This is a genomic window from Enterococcus sp. AZ071 (genome assembly GCF_050499065.1).
GTDB lineage: Bacteria > Bacillota > Bacilli > Lactobacillales > Enterococcaceae > Enterococcus_A > Enterococcus_A ferrettii.
The window spans coordinates 871,749-887,296 of record NZ_JBIPAS010000002.1; the positions used below are offsets into that span (position 1 = coordinate 871,749).

At 40.2% G+C, this 15,548-nt stretch carries 14 protein-coding genes; 13 read left to right on the top strand and 1 reads right to left on the bottom strand.

Going from position 1 to position 15,548, the window contains the following annotated elements; genetic code table 11:
- The first annotated feature begins 5 nt into the window (after positions 1–5).
- The 8 genes from IGI49_RS22670 to IGI49_RS22705 all read left to right on the top strand — a co-directional run bounded on the left by IGI49_RS22670 (position 6) and on the right by IGI49_RS22705 (position 6,633).
- Positions 6–680 (top strand): hypothetical protein, encoded by a 675-nt coding sequence (locus tag IGI49_RS22670; RefSeq protein WP_429965350.1) that lies wholly within the window; start codon positions 6–8, stop codon positions 678–680.
- Positions 681–979: 299 nt separating this feature from the next.
- Entirely contained in the window at positions 980–2,224 is a 1,245-nt protein-coding gene (locus tag IGI49_RS22675; RefSeq protein ID WP_429965349.1) for an NAD(P)H-dependent oxidoreductase, read from the top strand.
- Positions 2,225–2,279: 55 nt separating this feature from the next.
- On the top strand, positions 2,280–2,684 hold the full coding sequence (locus IGI49_RS22680) for a transcriptional regulator GutM (RefSeq protein ID WP_429965348.1): 405 nt from the start codon (positions 2,280–2,282) through the stop codon (positions 2,682–2,684).
- Positions 2,685–2,686: 2 nt separating this feature from the next.
- The gene (srlA, locus tag IGI49_RS22685; RefSeq protein ID WP_207703842.1) at positions 2,687–3,220 is read left to right on the top strand and encodes a PTS glucitol/sorbitol transporter subunit IIC; all 534 of its coding nucleotides are present in this window, start codon (positions 2,687–2,689) and stop codon (positions 3,218–3,220) included.
- Positions 3,221–3,254: 34 nt separating this feature from the next.
- The gene (gene srlE / locus IGI49_RS22690) at positions 3,255–4,259 is read left to right on the top strand and encodes a PTS glucitol/sorbitol transporter subunit IIB (protein WP_207703841.1); all 1,005 of its coding nucleotides are present in this window, start codon (positions 3,255–3,257) and stop codon (positions 4,257–4,259) included.
- 23 nt (positions 4,260–4,282) lie between these two features.
- Positions 4,283–4,636 (top strand): PTS glucitol/sorbitol transporter subunit IIA, encoded by a 354-nt coding sequence (locus IGI49_RS22695; RefSeq protein ID WP_207703840.1) that lies wholly within the window; start codon positions 4,283–4,285, stop codon positions 4,634–4,636.
- A 57-nt stretch (positions 4,637–4,693) separates the two neighbouring features.
- On the top strand, positions 4,694–5,659 hold the full coding sequence (locus IGI49_RS22700) for a sugar-binding transcriptional regulator (RefSeq protein ID WP_207703839.1): 966 nt from the start codon (positions 4,694–4,696) through the stop codon (positions 5,657–5,659).
- A gap of 26 nt (positions 5,660–5,685) precedes the next feature.
- Positions 5,686–6,633 (top strand): sugar-binding transcriptional regulator, encoded by a 948-nt coding sequence (locus IGI49_RS22705; protein ID WP_429965347.1) that lies wholly within the window; start codon positions 5,686–5,688, stop codon positions 6,631–6,633.
- Positions 6,634–6,809: 176 nt separating this feature from the next.
- On the opposite strand, the gene IGI49_RS22710 is transcribed toward IGI49_RS22705, so the two are convergent.
- Positions 6,810–8,471, bottom strand: coding sequence for a MutS-related protein (locus IGI49_RS22710; protein WP_207703837.1), 1,662 nt, complete (start codon positions 8,469–8,471; stop codon positions 6,810–6,812).
- 153 nt (positions 8,472–8,624) lie between these two features.
- Here IGI49_RS22710 and IGI49_RS22715 point away from each other — a divergent pair, with 153 nt between their 5' ends.
- From IGI49_RS22715 to IGI49_RS22735, 5 genes are all read left to right on the top strand, one after another.
- Positions 8,625–9,326: a gamma-glutamyl-gamma-aminobutyrate hydrolase family protein gene (locus IGI49_RS22715; protein ID WP_207703836.1), complete on the top strand. Its 702-nt coding sequence runs from the start codon at positions 8,625–8,627 to the stop codon at positions 9,324–9,326.
- A gap of 392 nt (positions 9,327–9,718) precedes the next feature.
- Positions 9,719–10,963, top strand: a complete 1,245-nt coding sequence (locus IGI49_RS22720) for an MFS transporter (protein ID WP_429965346.1) — start codon at positions 9,719–9,721, stop codon at positions 10,961–10,963.
- A gap of 260 nt (positions 10,964–11,223) precedes the next feature.
- Positions 11,224–12,057, top strand: a complete 834-nt coding sequence (gene licT / locus IGI49_RS22725; RefSeq protein ID WP_429965345.1) for a BglG family transcription antiterminator LicT — start codon at positions 11,224–11,226, stop codon at positions 12,055–12,057.
- Between the two features lie 126 nt (positions 12,058–12,183).
- Complete coding sequence (locus IGI49_RS22730; RefSeq protein WP_429965344.1) at positions 12,184–14,028, top strand: beta-glucoside-specific PTS transporter subunit IIABC; 1,845 nt, start codon at positions 12,184–12,186, stop codon at positions 14,026–14,028.
- A 28-nt stretch (positions 14,029–14,056) separates the two neighbouring features.
- A complete protein-coding gene (locus tag IGI49_RS22735) occupies positions 14,057–15,466 on the top strand; it encodes a glycoside hydrolase family 1 protein (protein ID WP_429965343.1) in 1,410 nt (469 codons plus the stop codon).
- Positions 15,467–15,548: the final 82 nt, after the last annotated feature.

Sequence of the window (15,548 nt, forward strand, 5' to 3'; positions counted from 1 at the left end):
AATCAATGCAGAAAAAACATTTAACGCTCCCATTTTATTGTGTCAATTCTCAAGTACTTTGGAAAGGAGAGGCAGCCGTTGAAAATGCTGTTCAAATGGATCAAAAGAGCATTGAATTAGGGTTAGATACCATTTTTACTGCAAGTGTTGATGACGTTGCTCAACTTAATGCAGCGACAAAGCGTCTCTGGATAGGAATCGTGTTTGAAGGTCAATCGTCTGAGAAACTTGAAGAGTTTCGAGAAGCAGGCGCTGCTGTTTTAATTTTTGATGAGGTGAAACAGCTAGACCAAGTAACCGCCATTTTGCAGGCGGCGAAAAAGATCGGCTATTTAATTCTGGTTCGTACGGAGGCTCCGTTTGAATTACCAGAGGAGGTACTAGCGTATTTGGATATTCTAAAATGGAAGTTTGACAGCAAACAGTCAGCTGATGCAGTCTTTAAAGAACAATGCAATGAGCAAAAGAGGTTAGTGGCTGGGCTAAAAGAAGAGTATCCACAGTTGGCGATTATTTACGGTGCGAATACAATTTCATCAAATAGGGTATTAAATAGTTTAATGATGGGGCTGGACGGAGTAGGCGAAGTTAGCTGTAACGAGAGTACTCAACAAAAGAGACAGGAAATGTTAAATGTCGTCAACGATTACAAAAAAGTTCAAACCTTTTTAAACGCATAAAAATAAATAAACTACACAGTCTGTTGCTGGTGAATCTTTCGCTAGCAGCAGATTTTTTTGTCTTTTTTTCAGGCTTAAACTAAATATGGAAGTAAATTCATTTGGATAATCGTTATTTTATATTCAATAAAATCCGTTTTCTTACATTAACAAATGTTCAACCGAACGTGACATAATTCATGTATTTTGAGAAAAAGTTGACAGAAAGCGTTGACAAACTAACTTTAGATGCTATACTAATCCTTGTAAGACATATGCCAACGATATTAGCATATGACAAAAAGCTTGGAGGGTTTCAAATGACGTTATATGGAAAATTATTAGAACGGGAAAAAAATGGTGCTCCAATCAAGGTTGGGGTAATCGGTGCTGGTCAAATGGGCTTTGGAATGATCTCTCAGATTTCGACAATTCCTGGGATGATCGTAGCCGGAATCAGTGATATCAACTTAGATGCAGCAACTCGTGCGGCAAAGGCCTACAATGCTAGCGCGGATAAGAAAGTGGATATTTTAATTAGCCAAAACTTTAAGGATATTATTCATTCAGACAAGGTGGAAATTATTGTAGATGCAACGGGTGTTCCAGAAGCAGGGGCTCAAATTTCTTTAGAATCCTTGATGGCTAAGAAACACTTAGTTTTACTAAATGTTGAAATTGATATTACGATTGGGCCATTAATGAAAAAATTATATGACTCAACAGATTTAATTTACACTGGTTCAGATGGTGATGAGCCAGCTGCAACGATGCAAATGTATGAATTTGCGAAAAGCATGGGAATGGAAGTGCTAGTTGCTGGTAAAGGAAAGAATAACAAATTAATGGTTCATGCCAATCCTGATACAGCTGCTGAAAAGGCGAAAGCACAAGTAATGAGTCCTAAGATTCTGGCTTCTTTCCAAGATGGAACCAAAACGATGGGTGAAATGAATCTATTGTCTAATGCGATGGGCTTTGTTCCTGACGTAGTGGGGATGCATGGGATTTCAGCTGATTTAGATGGTACTGTGAAGAACTTAGATTTGAAGGAAAATGGTGGCGTACTAAGTAAATTCGGCGTTGTAGAATATGTTGACGGTATCGCGCCAGGGATTTTCTGTATTGTTAAAGGTCAAAATGAAGGCGTAGCGCATGAGATGAACTACTTAATGAAGAAAGGAGATCGAGATCACCACATCTTATATCGTCCATTCCATTTATGTTCATTAGAAACACCAATTACCATTGCTCGTGCGGTGTTAGAGCAAGATACAGCGATTGTTCCAATGGGGGCACCAGTATCTGAAACGGTTTGTGTCGCGAAAAAGGATATTAAGGCTGGTGAGAAGATTGACGGAATCGGCGGCTTCTGTGTCCGTGGTGTGCTGGAAACGCATGAAGACATGAAGAATAATGCCAATATTCCAATTGGTTTAATTGCCGGAGCAGTCGCGAAAAAGGATATTACAGACGGAGCATTCTTAACGATGGATGATGTTGAATTAGATGAATCAACCACTGTTTACAAACTACGTAAATTGCAAGACGAAACATTTGCTTAAACAAAAATCCGCTGCAGGCAGAAAATACTGCCTGCAGTAGAAAAGAGGAAATTTAATGCATCAATTGCTGATTGTTCTGTTCGTTTTGATGATGATCCAAAGCTTAGGCAGCATTTTTCAAGTGAAGTATTATCAAGGTTTTATTAAGAAGATCACGGTTGCTTATCAGAATCATGCTTCTCATGAGCTGTATACCGATGTCTCAAAGGGTTCATTGTTTAAGACAATTGTTGCAGTAGTTGCAGATCAAAATAACGAAATTATCAGCTGTTATGTCTGTAAAGGCTTTACTATCTTTGCTCGCTTTAAACAGGAACCGTCTTACCAAGGAATCAATTTAGCAGAAATACACGACAAAAAAATGAAGCAGACACGCTTATCTCAAGTAGAGAGTGTACTTGAGAAGATTTACTTACGGAAGTTGGAAGCGGTTGCTCATATAATAGAAGGAGTTAATTAACTATGAAATATATTGAATGGTTTGGTAAAAACTTTATTGGCTTATTTGAAGCTGGCGGCGAACAGTTCATGGGATTTATGACCGGAATTATACCTTTGCTGATTGTCCTTTTGACTTTCACTTACTCAGTTATTGCATTTATTGGAGAAGAACGTGTTGACCGAGCTATCCGCTATTGTTCAAAATATATGATTTTACGCTATTCTATTATGCCAATGCTGTCAGTTATGATGTTGACTAACCCGATGGCTTATACTTTTGGGAAGTTTGTTAAGGAAGATGAAAAACCTGCATTTTATGATTCAGTGGTTTCTTTCCTGCATCCTGTAACTGGATTATTCCCATATGCGAATGCAGGTGAATTGTTTGTTTACTTAGGAATTGCCAATGGGGTAATGGAAGCTGGTTATAATCAGTCCAGTTTGGCTGTGCGCTATTTTCTAGTAGGGATTGTGGTTATCTTAATGCGGGGAATTGTCACTGAACGTTTAACTAAGTTTTTGATAGCCAAAGAAGCGAAGAAAGTAAACGTGTAAAAGTAAATTTCTTATTATAGGGGGCAAATAAATTATGTACAAATCAGTTTTCGTATCACCTGGAAACGGTGGTTGGGGTGTTGGTTTAACGTTAACGCCAACGGCAACAAAAAATAAAGTTGTATCAGTAACTGGTGGCGGGATTCATCCAGTAGCTCAGCAAATTGCAGATCTAACGGGAGCAGAGGCTTGGGATGGCTTTAAAAATCAAGTGCCCGAGGAAGAAACACTGTGTGCGGTCATTGATTGCGGCGGAACCGCACGTATTGGGGTCTACCCCATGAAACGTATTTCAACAGTGGATGTTTTACCGTCTTCACCATCTGGACCTTTAGCAAAGCATATCACAGAAGATATCTTTGTTTCAGGTGTCAAACCAGAAAATGTGAAGATAACTGATGCTCAGGGAGCAGCACCAGCTGCAACAGAAACAGCGACACCGCAGCAAGAAGAAAAGTTTGAGGAAAAATACGCAAAAGCCAAAGAAGAGCACGCAAAAGAAAATGCTAAAAAAGATGGTTTCTTAGTTCGTTTCTCTCGCGGAATTGGCGGTGTAATGGGTGTATTCTATCAATCGGGTCGCGATGCAGTAGATATGCTGTTGAAAAATATCATTCCTTTTATGGCTTTTATTAGTATGATGATTGGGATTATCAATTACACTGGGATTGGCGATTTAATTGCGGAGGTATTGTCGCCCCTTGCTGGTTCACTTCCTGGCATGATTGTGTTAGCATTGATCTGTAGTATTCCTATCTTATCTCCAATTTTAGGACCAGGTGCGGTAATTTCGCAGGTAATTGGTGTGTTAATTGGGACCCAAATCGCTAATGGATCCATTCCTGTTCAATACGCACTGCCTGCTTTATTTGCTATCAATGCCCACGTAGGGTGTGACTTTATCCCGGTTGGGTTATCATTAGGAGAAGCCAAACCTGAAACAGTTCAGGTTGGAGTGCCAGCTTTGCTTTACAGTCGAATGCTGACAGGTTTTACCGCAGTTATCTTGGCTTACGTTGCCAGCTTTGGCATGTATTAAACGATAGATTAGGAGAATAAATGATGGTAAATACAAAAATTGTTGAAGTCGGATCAATGGTCCCTGCTTTTGAAGAAGAACAGTTAGTCATTTTATTTGGCCCCAGTGCTACCACAGAATTACGAGATATTAGTGTTATTCATGAGGTGCAGGAACAGCCGGTCAATTCAATTCAAGTAGGTGGACAATTAAAAATTGGCGAAAAGGTTTATAAGATAGAAGCCGTTGGTTCACAAGCAAACCCGAACTTTGATGAATTGGGGCATGTTTCGATTTACTTTAGAAATGAAATCGGTGAAATTTTGCCAGGAGCGATTATTGTCAGCCCGGGAGAATTTCCAACTTTTGAAGTTGGCGATAATATAGAATTTAGTTAGCGAAAAAACCTCCCTTATTTTCAGGGGGGATTTTTCGGTTTAGCAGGAGGGGTATCAATGGTTATTCAGGATGATCGGGATTTAGTTAGAGTTGCCACCATGTATTACAAAGAAGAAATGAAGCAATCGGATATTGCTCAACAGTTAGGTATTTCAAGACAGTTAGTGTCTAAGTATTTGAACGATGCTAAAAATAATGGCATCGTGGATATTTACATTAACAGTCAAAGTGCATATTCGGTGGAGTTGGAGTTAAGGCTGCAGAAGGCTTTTGGTATCAAGCGAGCGGCAGTTCTTGACACCAGTCATCTGCAACCGCAAGAAATTGAGAAGCTGATCATTCAGACGGCTATCTCGACTTTTCGTAAAGATATTGCCAAGGCGAAAAAAATTGGTGTATCATGGGGACGGGTTTTGCGGCGCCTAGTCGATGAATATCCTTATGTGAATCAGTCAGATGCGACGATTATTCCGTTGATTGGCGGGATGGGCTCTGGTCAGGTGGAGGTCCATTCCAATCAGATTGCCCACGATCTGTCTCGCAAGCTGCGAGCGGACTGTAAGTATTTGTACGTGCCAGCTTTAGTGGATAGTCCTGTTATTAAGCAAAATTTGGTTGAAAATGTAACAGTGAAAGATGTGCTGGAGGATGGAAAAAAAGTCGATTTTGCTTTAGTTGGATTGGCAACACCTTTTTCTAAACGCAATACTATGACTGAAATCGGGTATATTGATCAGCAAGATATTGAAGATTTAGCACAAGCGCAGGTTATCGGGGATGTGAATTCACGTTTTTTTGACGAAAATGGGGAAGAAGTATCCTGCCGCATTAATGAAAATGTCATCGGAATCAATCTGACGGATATCCGTAACATCGATAAGGTTTGCGCGATCTGTTATGAAGAAGACAAAAAAGAAGCCCTATATACCGCTATTGATACGAAAATTATCAATTGTTTAGCAGTTACTGATGAACTAGCCGAATATTTACTTGCTAGAAAAGAAACGAAAAGTGCTACATAAAAAGCGGCAACGTTGGAGGAATGAAGATGAGCTTAGCAGATGACAAGCGGTTGCTGGTGGAAATCGCGTCGTTGTATTATGAACAAGGCTTGAAGCAAGAAGAAATTGCGAAACGGGTAAAGATCAGCCGGTCACTGGTTTCAAAATATTTGGTTCGTACCCGAGAAGAGGGCATCGTCGAAATCATTATTCATGATGATCTTGCCAGTCCTTTTCATGCTTTGGAGGAGAAATTGGCGGGCATCTATAATTTGGAAGAAGTTATTTGTATTGAATCAGCTGGTCGAGGACTGCAAAATAAATTATTAGGTATTGCTGCAGCAAAATATCTGTCTCGTGTCATTAAACCATGGGATACCATTAGTGTTTCAGCCGGAACAACTGTTCATGAAGCAGCTGCTAATTTCCCCAAACAAAGTCAAATGACAAATGTCCGTTTTGTTCCTTTAGTAGGAGGCATGGGTATGGAGCATATTACTATTCAGTCTAACAAAGTATGCGAATTATTTGCTTCCCGCTGTGGCGGACATGCGGTAGAATTACATGCACCGATTACTGTGGATAATCCAGAAGCCAAAAAAGTTTTTATGCAGCAGTCTTTTATTAAAAATGTTTTTGATGAAGGGGAAGCAGCAACGATGGCATTGGTGGGTATCGGTGGTATTCCAATCTATTCTACATTGACAGATGCCTACTTGTCAGATCAGGTAAATATCAATTCGGAATATTCTCAGGAGCGAATGGCTGGTGATATTTGCTACAATTTTATCGACCATTCTGGACAACTGGCAGACTGCTCTTGGAACAAAAGAGTGCTGGCAATTGATCTGGAGCGCTTGAAAAAAATTCCTCGACGAATTGCAGTCTCTGGCGGCAAAGAAAAAGTTGATGGAATCCGGGCAGCTCTCAAAGGCAACCTAGTAAATGTACTGATTACTGATGAAAAAACAGCACGGCAATTAGCAGATAAATAACAAGAATGGAAAAAGATGAACATAAAAGGGAAGATTACAAACTTCTCTGTTAGTTCATCTTTTTTATTTTGGAGGACGTGTTGGCAAGTGCTAATTTCAACTCTTGACGAAAAAGTTTTTTAGAAAACTATAAAAAGACTCTGTATTTTCGTGTAGTTTTTTAAAAGACTTTATCATTAGTCGTTTGGCATCGCGAATACATTCCAACTTCGATTCTTTTCAAAAGCAGCTAGTTCTTTTCGTGCTTGGATAGTAATGGAAGTAGGATAATCCATGATTTCTAATAAACGCAAAGCGTTTCTAGTTGTAGTCGGCCCTTCCTTAACTAAATAATCAAAGGCAATCCCTTCTTCTGAAGTAATCCTTTCTGAGAAGTGCAAGTTGCGGCATTCATTTTTCAACATCTCCGTTAGTTCGATATCATGGGTAGCAATAAAGGCCAAACTATTGTAATCCTGCAACCAATGGACAATACTGGCTGAAGCAGCGATTCGTTCCACTGTGTTGGTTCCTCGCAAAATCTCATCAATAAAACAATAGCAGCGCTCTTGGCTTGCAACTTTGTTTAACAGGCGCTTGATTGATTTTATCTCGGCAATAAAATAACTGTCACCTTCAATCACATTGTCCTCAACAGCCATGGAAGTCAGGACATGACCTGGTTCCATAATGAAGCTCTCGGCCAAGGCGGTGTGGATCGTTTGAGCCAAAATACAATTGATCGCAATGCTTTTAACATAGGTTGATTTTCCAGAAGCATTTGAACCAGATATCAAGGTATTTTTTTGCCAAGTCACTGGATTTGGAACAGGATCGCCAACTAAAGGATGGTAGCACTCTTCGGCGGTGAGACCGCCAGCTTTAAATTTCGGTAAACAGGTAGAACCAATTGCCATACGAAAATTCAACACTGCTAAGGCAGACTCCAAATCCCCCATCGCTTCCCATAAATGAAGTGCCTCTTTCTTATGATTCCTTAATTTGCGCTGAACAAAATGGTAAGAAATGAAGGGAATCATCAGGCACATCATTAGACTTTCCACAATCACATCTGCTTCATTAACTCCCTGCCCTTTAAAGGCGAAACCAACTCGGGTAATACTTTTTAAAGCAGTCAATGGTGCCACCAGCTGGGATTGATTGGGCAGCGGGAATTTTTGCAGCTTCTTGGCTGTATAAACAGAATTAACTAAATAGCGCATACTGGTCAGTTCACGTTCCAAGCTGTTCTTTTTAATCATCGAAAGAATAGTATTGAAACAAAGGGAACCGACTAAAAGTAACAGACCAATTGAAGGCGCTATGGCTGTCCAAAGAAGTCCTAACAACGGCAGCAGTCCAATCACTAAATAAAACCAAAAGCTGGCATTTGAGCTGTAAGTCTGCTCCTTTAGCAAATAATTTTTGATCAAGTTATTGTCCAGCTTACCTAAACGGGCAAATTGATACTGGATTTTTTCTCGCAGCTCCGGTTGATTCTCAAAAAAAGCGATCAATTCCTCTAACTCATCTTGAGCAAACTGAAAACTGCGCAGCCGCTGATACAAGCTTTCTGAGCCAATGCTGGAATAAGTCAGATTAATTTGCTGAAAAATTTCCTGCATATCCAAGTCATGCCAGGTAGCATCATCAATTTCGCTGTCCCAATCCTGCAGCTGCTTGGTAATTTCCCAGGCAGTAATCAAGCTTTCTTCACGGTCGTTTCGAGCAAACTCGGGTATTTTTCCCCAGGCATAGTGAATACGTTGCTTCAATTTGTGTTTCGACCAGAGATCGATGCAGAATAAAGCAAAAAATATAAGCAGAGCAAAACCAATAATAATTGTGATTTCCTTCATTGGGTAAGACTCCCATTTTTTATTGTTCTTTTAATAATAGAGCAACTTATCTTAATTGAAAAGTGCTGACACGGGAAACTGAAGGAAGGTTCTATACAAACTTTTGGGGATGAATTACAATGGGAGCTAGAGAAAAAAAGCTGGAGGTGCACCATGAAACCTGTTATTGGAATTATGCCATTATATGATCGACAAAAAGAGAGTCTTTGGATGCTGCCGGGATATGTGGAATTGATTGAGGAGAATGGCGGAATTCCAGTCATTTTACCTCTGACTGATAATTTTGAAACCTTGGATTATTTTTTAGAAACTTGTCAAGGCTTCCTATTCACTGGAGGGCAAGATGTTTCTCCTGAATTATACGATGCAGAAAAATTAGTCGTTTGCGGTGAGACGCATCAAGTTCGTGACACGATGGAAATTTATTGTATGGAAAAAGCGCTAGAGGAAGACATTCCTGTATTTGGTATTTGCCGCGGAGCGCAATTACTGAATGTAGTTGCTGGCGGAACCCTGTACCAGGATTTGCCGACGGAATATTCGTCAGAAATAGCGCATCAAATGAAGCGGCCTTATAATCGCGGCCAGCACAAGGTTCAGCTGCCAAAGGGAACTATGCTGGCTGATATTCTTGAGCGGGACAGCTTAATGGTCAATAGCTACCACCATCAAGGAATTAAGGATGTAGGAGAAAAGCTGACAATTACGGCAATTGCTGAGGATGGCTTAGTAGAAGGAATCTATTTGGATGAAAATCAATTTGCACTAGGTGTTCAATGGCACCCTGAATTTTTTGCAGCAGCTACTCAAGAAAATCAGCGGATGATCCAAATGTTTTTGGCGCACTGTTTTTAAACAAATGAAGCGATCGGCCCAGATGTTTGGGTTTGGTCGTTTTTTTTCTTTGCATCAAAAAATACGCACCGTTTTTCTGTTATAACGAGAATTATAGTATTCGACTCCATAAACCAGCTTTGTCACTAATGAGCGGAAATTTCTAGAAATATGGAAAGCACTGAATCAGTACCAATAAGCGTCGGCTCTTACTGACATTGTGATTCTTGGTAACTTATCAAAAAAAGTCTGATTGCTCTGTGAGCATCGAATCTTGTATAAGGCACGCCCTAACCGATAGCACAAAACGGAGTTCTCCACCAAAAGTTGGAAAAAGAATGCGACCTGAGGCGGATGGAGCTGTAGGTGTTATCCTTTACACTTGGGATAGAAAAGAAAAGGTGGGAGAAATTGTGAAGGGTAATCGAAAGAACATTGTGTACTTAATGTTGGGACAAATCATTTCTGTTTTTGGAGGAGCAATTCTGCGTTTTGCTTTGTCACTATTTGTATTGGATGCAACCGGCAGGGCGGATATTTTTGCAACGATGCTGGCAGTATCCAGCATCCCGGTGCTGTTTGCACCAATCGGAGGAGCAATCGCTGACCGGTTTGACCGAAAAATGTTAATGGTATTAATGGATATTTCCAATGCTGTTTTGGCCTTATTCTTGTTCTTGGTTATCGGCATGACAGAATCTGTCTTTGCAATCGGGCTATTATTATTTATTTTATCGATTGTCGGTAGCTTTGATACACCAGTAGTGGGAGCAAGTATTCCTTTAATGGTAGAGGAGAATGAATTAGAAAAAATTAATGGCCTATCTAATGGCATCTTACAACTATCTAATGTTGTAGCACCGATTATTGGTGGTGTATTATACGGATTGGTAGGTGCACAAGTACTTGTTGGCAGCAGTATTGTCTTCTTCATAATTGCAGCCATCATTGAAAGCTTCTTGAAGATCCCTTTCCAAAAACGCGAGCAGAATGGGACACTCTTAGAAATTTTGACTGGAGATTTGAAGGCGGGATTTAAAGAAGTAAAAAATAATCCAGTGATTTCCAAGGCGATTGTGATTGCAGCCTTGATCAATTTTGGTTTAACGTCATTCTTTATTGTCGGTCTGCCAATCGTTTTACGAATGGTCTTGCAGGTAAATGAGATCATGTATGGCGTAGGGATGTCGATGTTCAGCTTAGCTAATATTATTGGCGCAGTTTTTGCAGCGGTTTTAACGAAAAATCTGCGCTTTAATAATTTCTATCTGACCTTTGCTTTTTCCGGTATTTTATTGCTGGTGATGAATGTACTGCTTAGCTTTACCGGTGCGGGCGTCGGTTTTATCGCAGTGATGGTCGTTGGTGTAGTCATTGGAATTATGATGAGTGCCATTTCGATCTACTTAATTTCTTTGGTTCAGAGAATTACGCCGAAAGAAAACCTAGGAAAAGTGATGGCGACAATTATTGCTGTTGCTCAATGTGCAGTTCCTTTAGGTCAATTGGTGATGGGCATTCTATTTAAAGGAACGACTTCATCTGTTTTCTTCCCAATTTTAATCGTGGGCAGCTTTATTCTGCTGATTTCCTTTTTATGCTTTACTTGGTTCAAGGAAACAAAAGAAAGCGACATTTATGTAGTGAAAGAAAATTAGGCTTAAAAGCATACTGGTGATTTCATCAGTATGCTTTTTATGTAGGTGGAAGACCTTTCTTGAAAAACTTTGTTGACAATTCAGTTTTGGCGTGATAACCTTTTCATTAAGTTGTTGGTGTTATTACTTCGGGTAAGCAGGCAGCAGCTAAAAATGAAAACTGAAAATGTTGGATGTTATCACAATGTGAGCAGGACCTATTTACCACACAAGTGTAGTGTATGTAAATGGGCTTTTTTTGTGGCTAGCGAGGGAATTTTATGATCATAAAACGGGTTTTAAACAACAACACGGTAATTTCTGCCAACAGCAAAGGCATTGATGTTTTGCTGATGGGGAAGGGAATTGCCTTTGGTAAGAAAAAGGGCAATGCAGTTGATATTGAGCAGGTAGAAAAAAGTTTTCTGCTGCGGGATAAGGATACGCAAAACAAGTTCACTGAGCTGTTAATCAATGTGCCGATGGAACATATTATGGTTTCGGAGAAAATTATTAATTTTGGCAAGATTAAGCTTGGCAAAAATTTGAATGAAATTATTTATGTCAATTTGACCGACCATATTCATTCAGCAATTGAGCGTTATCAAGAAGGAATTATTTTAAAAAATCCGTTGCGCTGGGATATTGCCCGTTTTTACGCCGATGAATATGCGGTGGGGGAAAAAGCACTGGAAATAATTCGCAAAGATTTGGGTGTCACCTTTGAAATTGACGAGGCAGCCTTCATTGCCACTCATTTCGTGAATGCGGAATTGGATCGCAAAGATGATGTTGCATATGAAATTGCTGAAATTACGAAAGCCATTGAGGAAATTATCAAGAATCATTACCATACTGAATTTGATGAAGATTCTTTGGATTACTATCGCTTTATCACTCATGTGAAGTTTTTTGCCCAACGTTTGTTGACGGGAGAGCACTATGATGATGAAGATGCGGAGCTTTTGGAAACGTTAAAGCGAAAATATGTGACAGAATATGATTGTGCCTTAAAAATTCGCGATTACGTTCTGCGGCAATTTGAATATGAACTAAGCTCGACTGAATTACTTTATCTGACGGCACATATTCGTCGGATTACAAAAAACTTATAAACAAATAGGATTGTTATCCAACTCTGGAGCATGACCTAAAGCTGAACGTTTATGACGGCAGCTTTGGGTCATTTTTACTTTCGGCTATTGGAAAAAGCTTCCTACACTAAAAAAGGAGTGACAAAAATGGATTATAAAACGACGGCAAAACAAATTTTTGAACAGGTAGGTGGACAGGATAATATCCGTTCGGCCACACACTGTATGACACGGTTGCGTTTGATTTTAAAAGATGAGGGCCGTGTAAACGACGAGCAGGTTAAAAAAATTCCTGGCGTAATGGGAGTAATGAAAAAGGGTGGACAGTACCAAATCATCATGGGAAATGATGTAGCTAATTATTACCGGGAGTTGAGTAAATTAGGGAATTTCTCCTCAGCATCTGAAGAGAGTTCTGAAGAGAAAGGCAATTTGTTTGAACGTTTCGTTGATGTCATTTCCAGCTGTATGTCACCGTTGATTCCAGCTATGCTAGGCGGCGGAATGATCAAGGTTTTACTTATTGTTTTACCCTTAATCAGCGTTTTGAGTGCTGATTCACAAACATTTGCAGTTTTGTCATTTTTTGGGGATGCTCCGTTTTACTTTATGCCAATCATGTTAGCTTATACAGCGGCTCAGAAGTTTAAAGTTACTCCTATGCTTGCTGTTACGATTGCCGGCATCATGCTGCATCCGAACTTTACAGCGTTAGTTGCAGAAGGAAGTCCGTTAAGTGTGTTCGGTTTACCAATTACTTTAGCCTCTTACGGTTCGTCGGTTATTCCGATTTTGATTATGGTTTGGTTGATGAAATACATTGAAGGTGCCTTCAACAAGGTCATTCCGGCAGTGATGAAGAGCTTTACTCAGCCTTTATTGGTAATTTTGGTTTCAGGCGTGATCGCTTTAGTAGTGGTTGGTCCATTAGGAACCTTCGCTGGACAAGGCTTGTCAGCAGCAATTGTTTGGGTTCAAGGAAAAGCTGGTTGGTTGGCTCTAGGCTTAATGGCTGCCTTCATGCCATTGATTGTTATGACAGGAATGCACTGGGCCTTTGCACCGATTTTCTTAATTGCTTCACCAGCAACACCAGATATTTTAATTTTACCTGCAATGTTGGCGGCAAACTTAGCTCAAGGTGCGGCTGCTTTAGCTGTTTCAGTGAAAGCCAAAGACAAAAACTTAAAGCAAGTCGCTTTAGCATCAGGAATTTCCGCTTTGTTGGCAGGAGTTACTGAGCCAGCCTTGTATGGTGTGACGCTGAAATACAAACGGCCTTTATATGCAGCGATGATTTCTGGTGCAATCTGTGGCGTATACATGGGCTTTACGGGGCTGGAATCTTATGCCTTTGCAGTTCCATCATTGGTGGCTTTACCACAATTCATTGGCGAAAATTCTGGCAACATTATCAATGCCTGTATTGTTGCTGCAGCTTCAATTATTCTAACGTTTGTACTAACCTGGATTTTTGGTATCGAAGAAGAAGTGCCAGCTGACGAAGCAATTTTAGAAGTACCAACTGGCAGCAGCGATCCCAAAAAAGTATTTGCACCAGTTAAAGGGGAAGTGATTCCTTTAGAGCAAGTGAATGATTCGGCGTTCTCGAAAAAAATGATGGGTGAAGGCATTGCAATTATTCCTTCAGATGATACGATTCGTGCTCCTTTTGATGGTACTGTCACAGCAATCTTCCCGACAAAACATGCGATTGGCTTAACCAGTGATGCGGGCTTAGAGCTATTGATCCATGTAGGGATTGATACCGTTGAATTAGCAGGCCAATATTTTGAAGCATTAGTCTCAGTCGATGATCGAATCACAGTAGGTCAGCCGTTGTTGAAAGTGGATTTTGCAGCAATAAAAAAAGCTGGCTATGATACAGTCACACCAATTGTTGTAACTAACTCCGACCATTTTATTGATGTGGTAGCCAAAGATGAAATGAAGACAGCTAATTACGACGAGGCAGTCTTGTACGTTGTGTAAAATTTGAATGAAAATAAAGGAGTAGAACATGAGTAAATTTCCTAAAGATTTTTTATGGGGCGGCGCAACAGCTGCCAATCAATGTGAAGGTGGCTACAATGAGGATGGCAAAGGCTTAACAGGGCAAGATTTAACCCGCAAAGGCTGGCGGGAGGCTCCTACAGCCGAACCGACTGAGGACAATTTGAAATTAGTAGGAATCGATTTTTATCATCGCTACAAAGAAGATATCCGTTTGTTTGCTGAAATGGGCTTCAAAGTTTTCCGGTTGTCAATTGCGTGGGCTCGCATCTTTCCTAATGGTGATGACCAGGAGCCTAATGAAGCTGGCTTGGCTTTTTATGATGAGGTATTTGATGAATGCTTAAAATATGGGATTGAACCTTTAGTTACCTTATCGCATTATGAAATGCCTTTGCACTTAACGCGAACCTATGATGGTTGGCGCAGCCGCAAGGTCATTGACTTCTTTGAACGCTATGTGCAAACAGTTTTCAAACGCTACAAAGGAAAAGTCAAATACTGGCTTACTTTCAACGAAATCAATTCAATTAGTCATGTGCCATTCTTAAGTGGTGGAATCAATACACCTAAGGAACAACTGACAAAGCAGGATATCTATCAGGCGATTCATCATGAACTGGTTGCTAGTGCTCGAGCAGTTAACGCTTGCCATACGATTGATCCAGAAGCAAAAATCGGCTGTATGATTTTGGGGGTACCTGTCTATCCATTGACTCCTGAGCCTAAGGATGTGTTAAAGTCTTTAGCAACTGAGCGGGAAAACTTTTTCTTCTCTGATGTGCAGGTTCGCGGCTATTATCCTAGCTACAGCAAACGATTATTCAAGGAAAACAATATCGAGCTGGATATTACGCAGCAGGACTTAGCAGACTTGAAGCATACGGTCGATTTTATTTCTTTTAGTTACTATATGAGTGTGTGCGAATCGGCTGATCCAACTAAAAAAGCGGGCGAAGGCAATATTATTGGCGGTATTCCCAATCCGTATTTGAAAGCCAGTGACTGGGGCTGGCAAATCGATCCAGAAGGCCTACGCTATTACTTAAATTGCTTGTATGATCGTTATCAAAAACCTGTGTTTATTGTAGAAAATGGTTTAGGTGCTGTGGACGAGTTGATTACTCTACCTGATGGCACGAGAACGGTTAACGACGATTACCGAATTAATTACATGAACGACCACTTGGTTCAAGTAGAGGAAGCCTTAGAAGACGGAGTGGAAATCATGGGATACACCTCCTGGGGGTGTATTGATCTGATTAGTTTTACAACTGCCGAAATCAAAAAACGCTATGGTATGATCTATGTTGACCGTAATCAGGATGGATCAGGGTCGTTGGAACGCTATAAGAAAAAAAGCTTTCACTGGTACAAAGAAGTCATTGAATCAAATGGCGCAAGTTTAGTGCGCTAAAGCTGAAATCTGCTGTTTTCTTCGGAGAATAGCAGATTTTTAATTTAAAAGGCTTTGCATTTGGCTAAGATACATGTACACT

Bases quoted from the DNA above. Each gene is read 5' to 3' on its own strand.
- IGI49_RS22695 (WP_207703840.1), top strand. From the start codon at position 4,283: ATGGTAAATACAAAAATTGTTGAAGTCGGATCAATGGTCCCTGCTTTT.
- licT (WP_429965345.1), top strand. From the start codon at position 11,224: ATGATCATAAAACGGGTTTTAAACAACAACACGGTAATTTCTGCCAAC.
- IGI49_RS22705 (WP_429965347.1), top strand. From the start codon at position 5,686: ATGAGCTTAGCAGATGACAAGCGGTTGCTGGTGGAAATCGCGTCGTTG.
- IGI49_RS22735 (WP_429965343.1), top strand. From the start codon at position 14,057: ATGAGTAAATTTCCTAAAGATTTTTTATGGGGCGGCGCAACAGCTGCC.
- IGI49_RS22675 (WP_429965349.1), top strand. From the start codon at position 980: ATGACGTTATATGGAAAATTATTAGAACGGGAAAAAAATGGTGCTCCA.
- IGI49_RS22670 (WP_429965350.1), top strand. From the start codon at position 6: ATGCAGAAAAAACATTTAACGCTCCCATTTTATTGTGTCAATTCTCAA.
- srlA (WP_207703842.1), top strand. From the start codon at position 2,687: ATGAAATATATTGAATGGTTTGGTAAAAACTTTATTGGCTTATTTGAA.
- IGI49_RS22680 (WP_429965348.1), top strand. From the start codon at position 2,280: ATGCATCAATTGCTGATTGTTCTGTTCGTTTTGATGATGATCCAAAGC.
- IGI49_RS22730 (WP_429965344.1), top strand. From the start codon at position 12,184: ATGGATTATAAAACGACGGCAAAACAAATTTTTGAACAGGTAGGTGGA.
- srlE (WP_207703841.1), top strand. From the start codon at position 3,255: ATGTACAAATCAGTTTTCGTATCACCTGGAAACGGTGGTTGGGGTGTT.
- IGI49_RS22715 (WP_207703836.1), top strand. From the start codon at position 8,625: ATGAAACCTGTTATTGGAATTATGCCATTATATGATCGACAAAAAGAG.
- IGI49_RS22700 (WP_207703839.1), top strand. From the start codon at position 4,694: ATGGTTATTCAGGATGATCGGGATTTAGTTAGAGTTGCCACCATGTAT.
- IGI49_RS22710 (WP_207703837.1), bottom strand. From the start codon at position 8,471: ATGAAGGAAATCACAATTATTATTGGTTTTGCTCTGCTTATATTTTTT.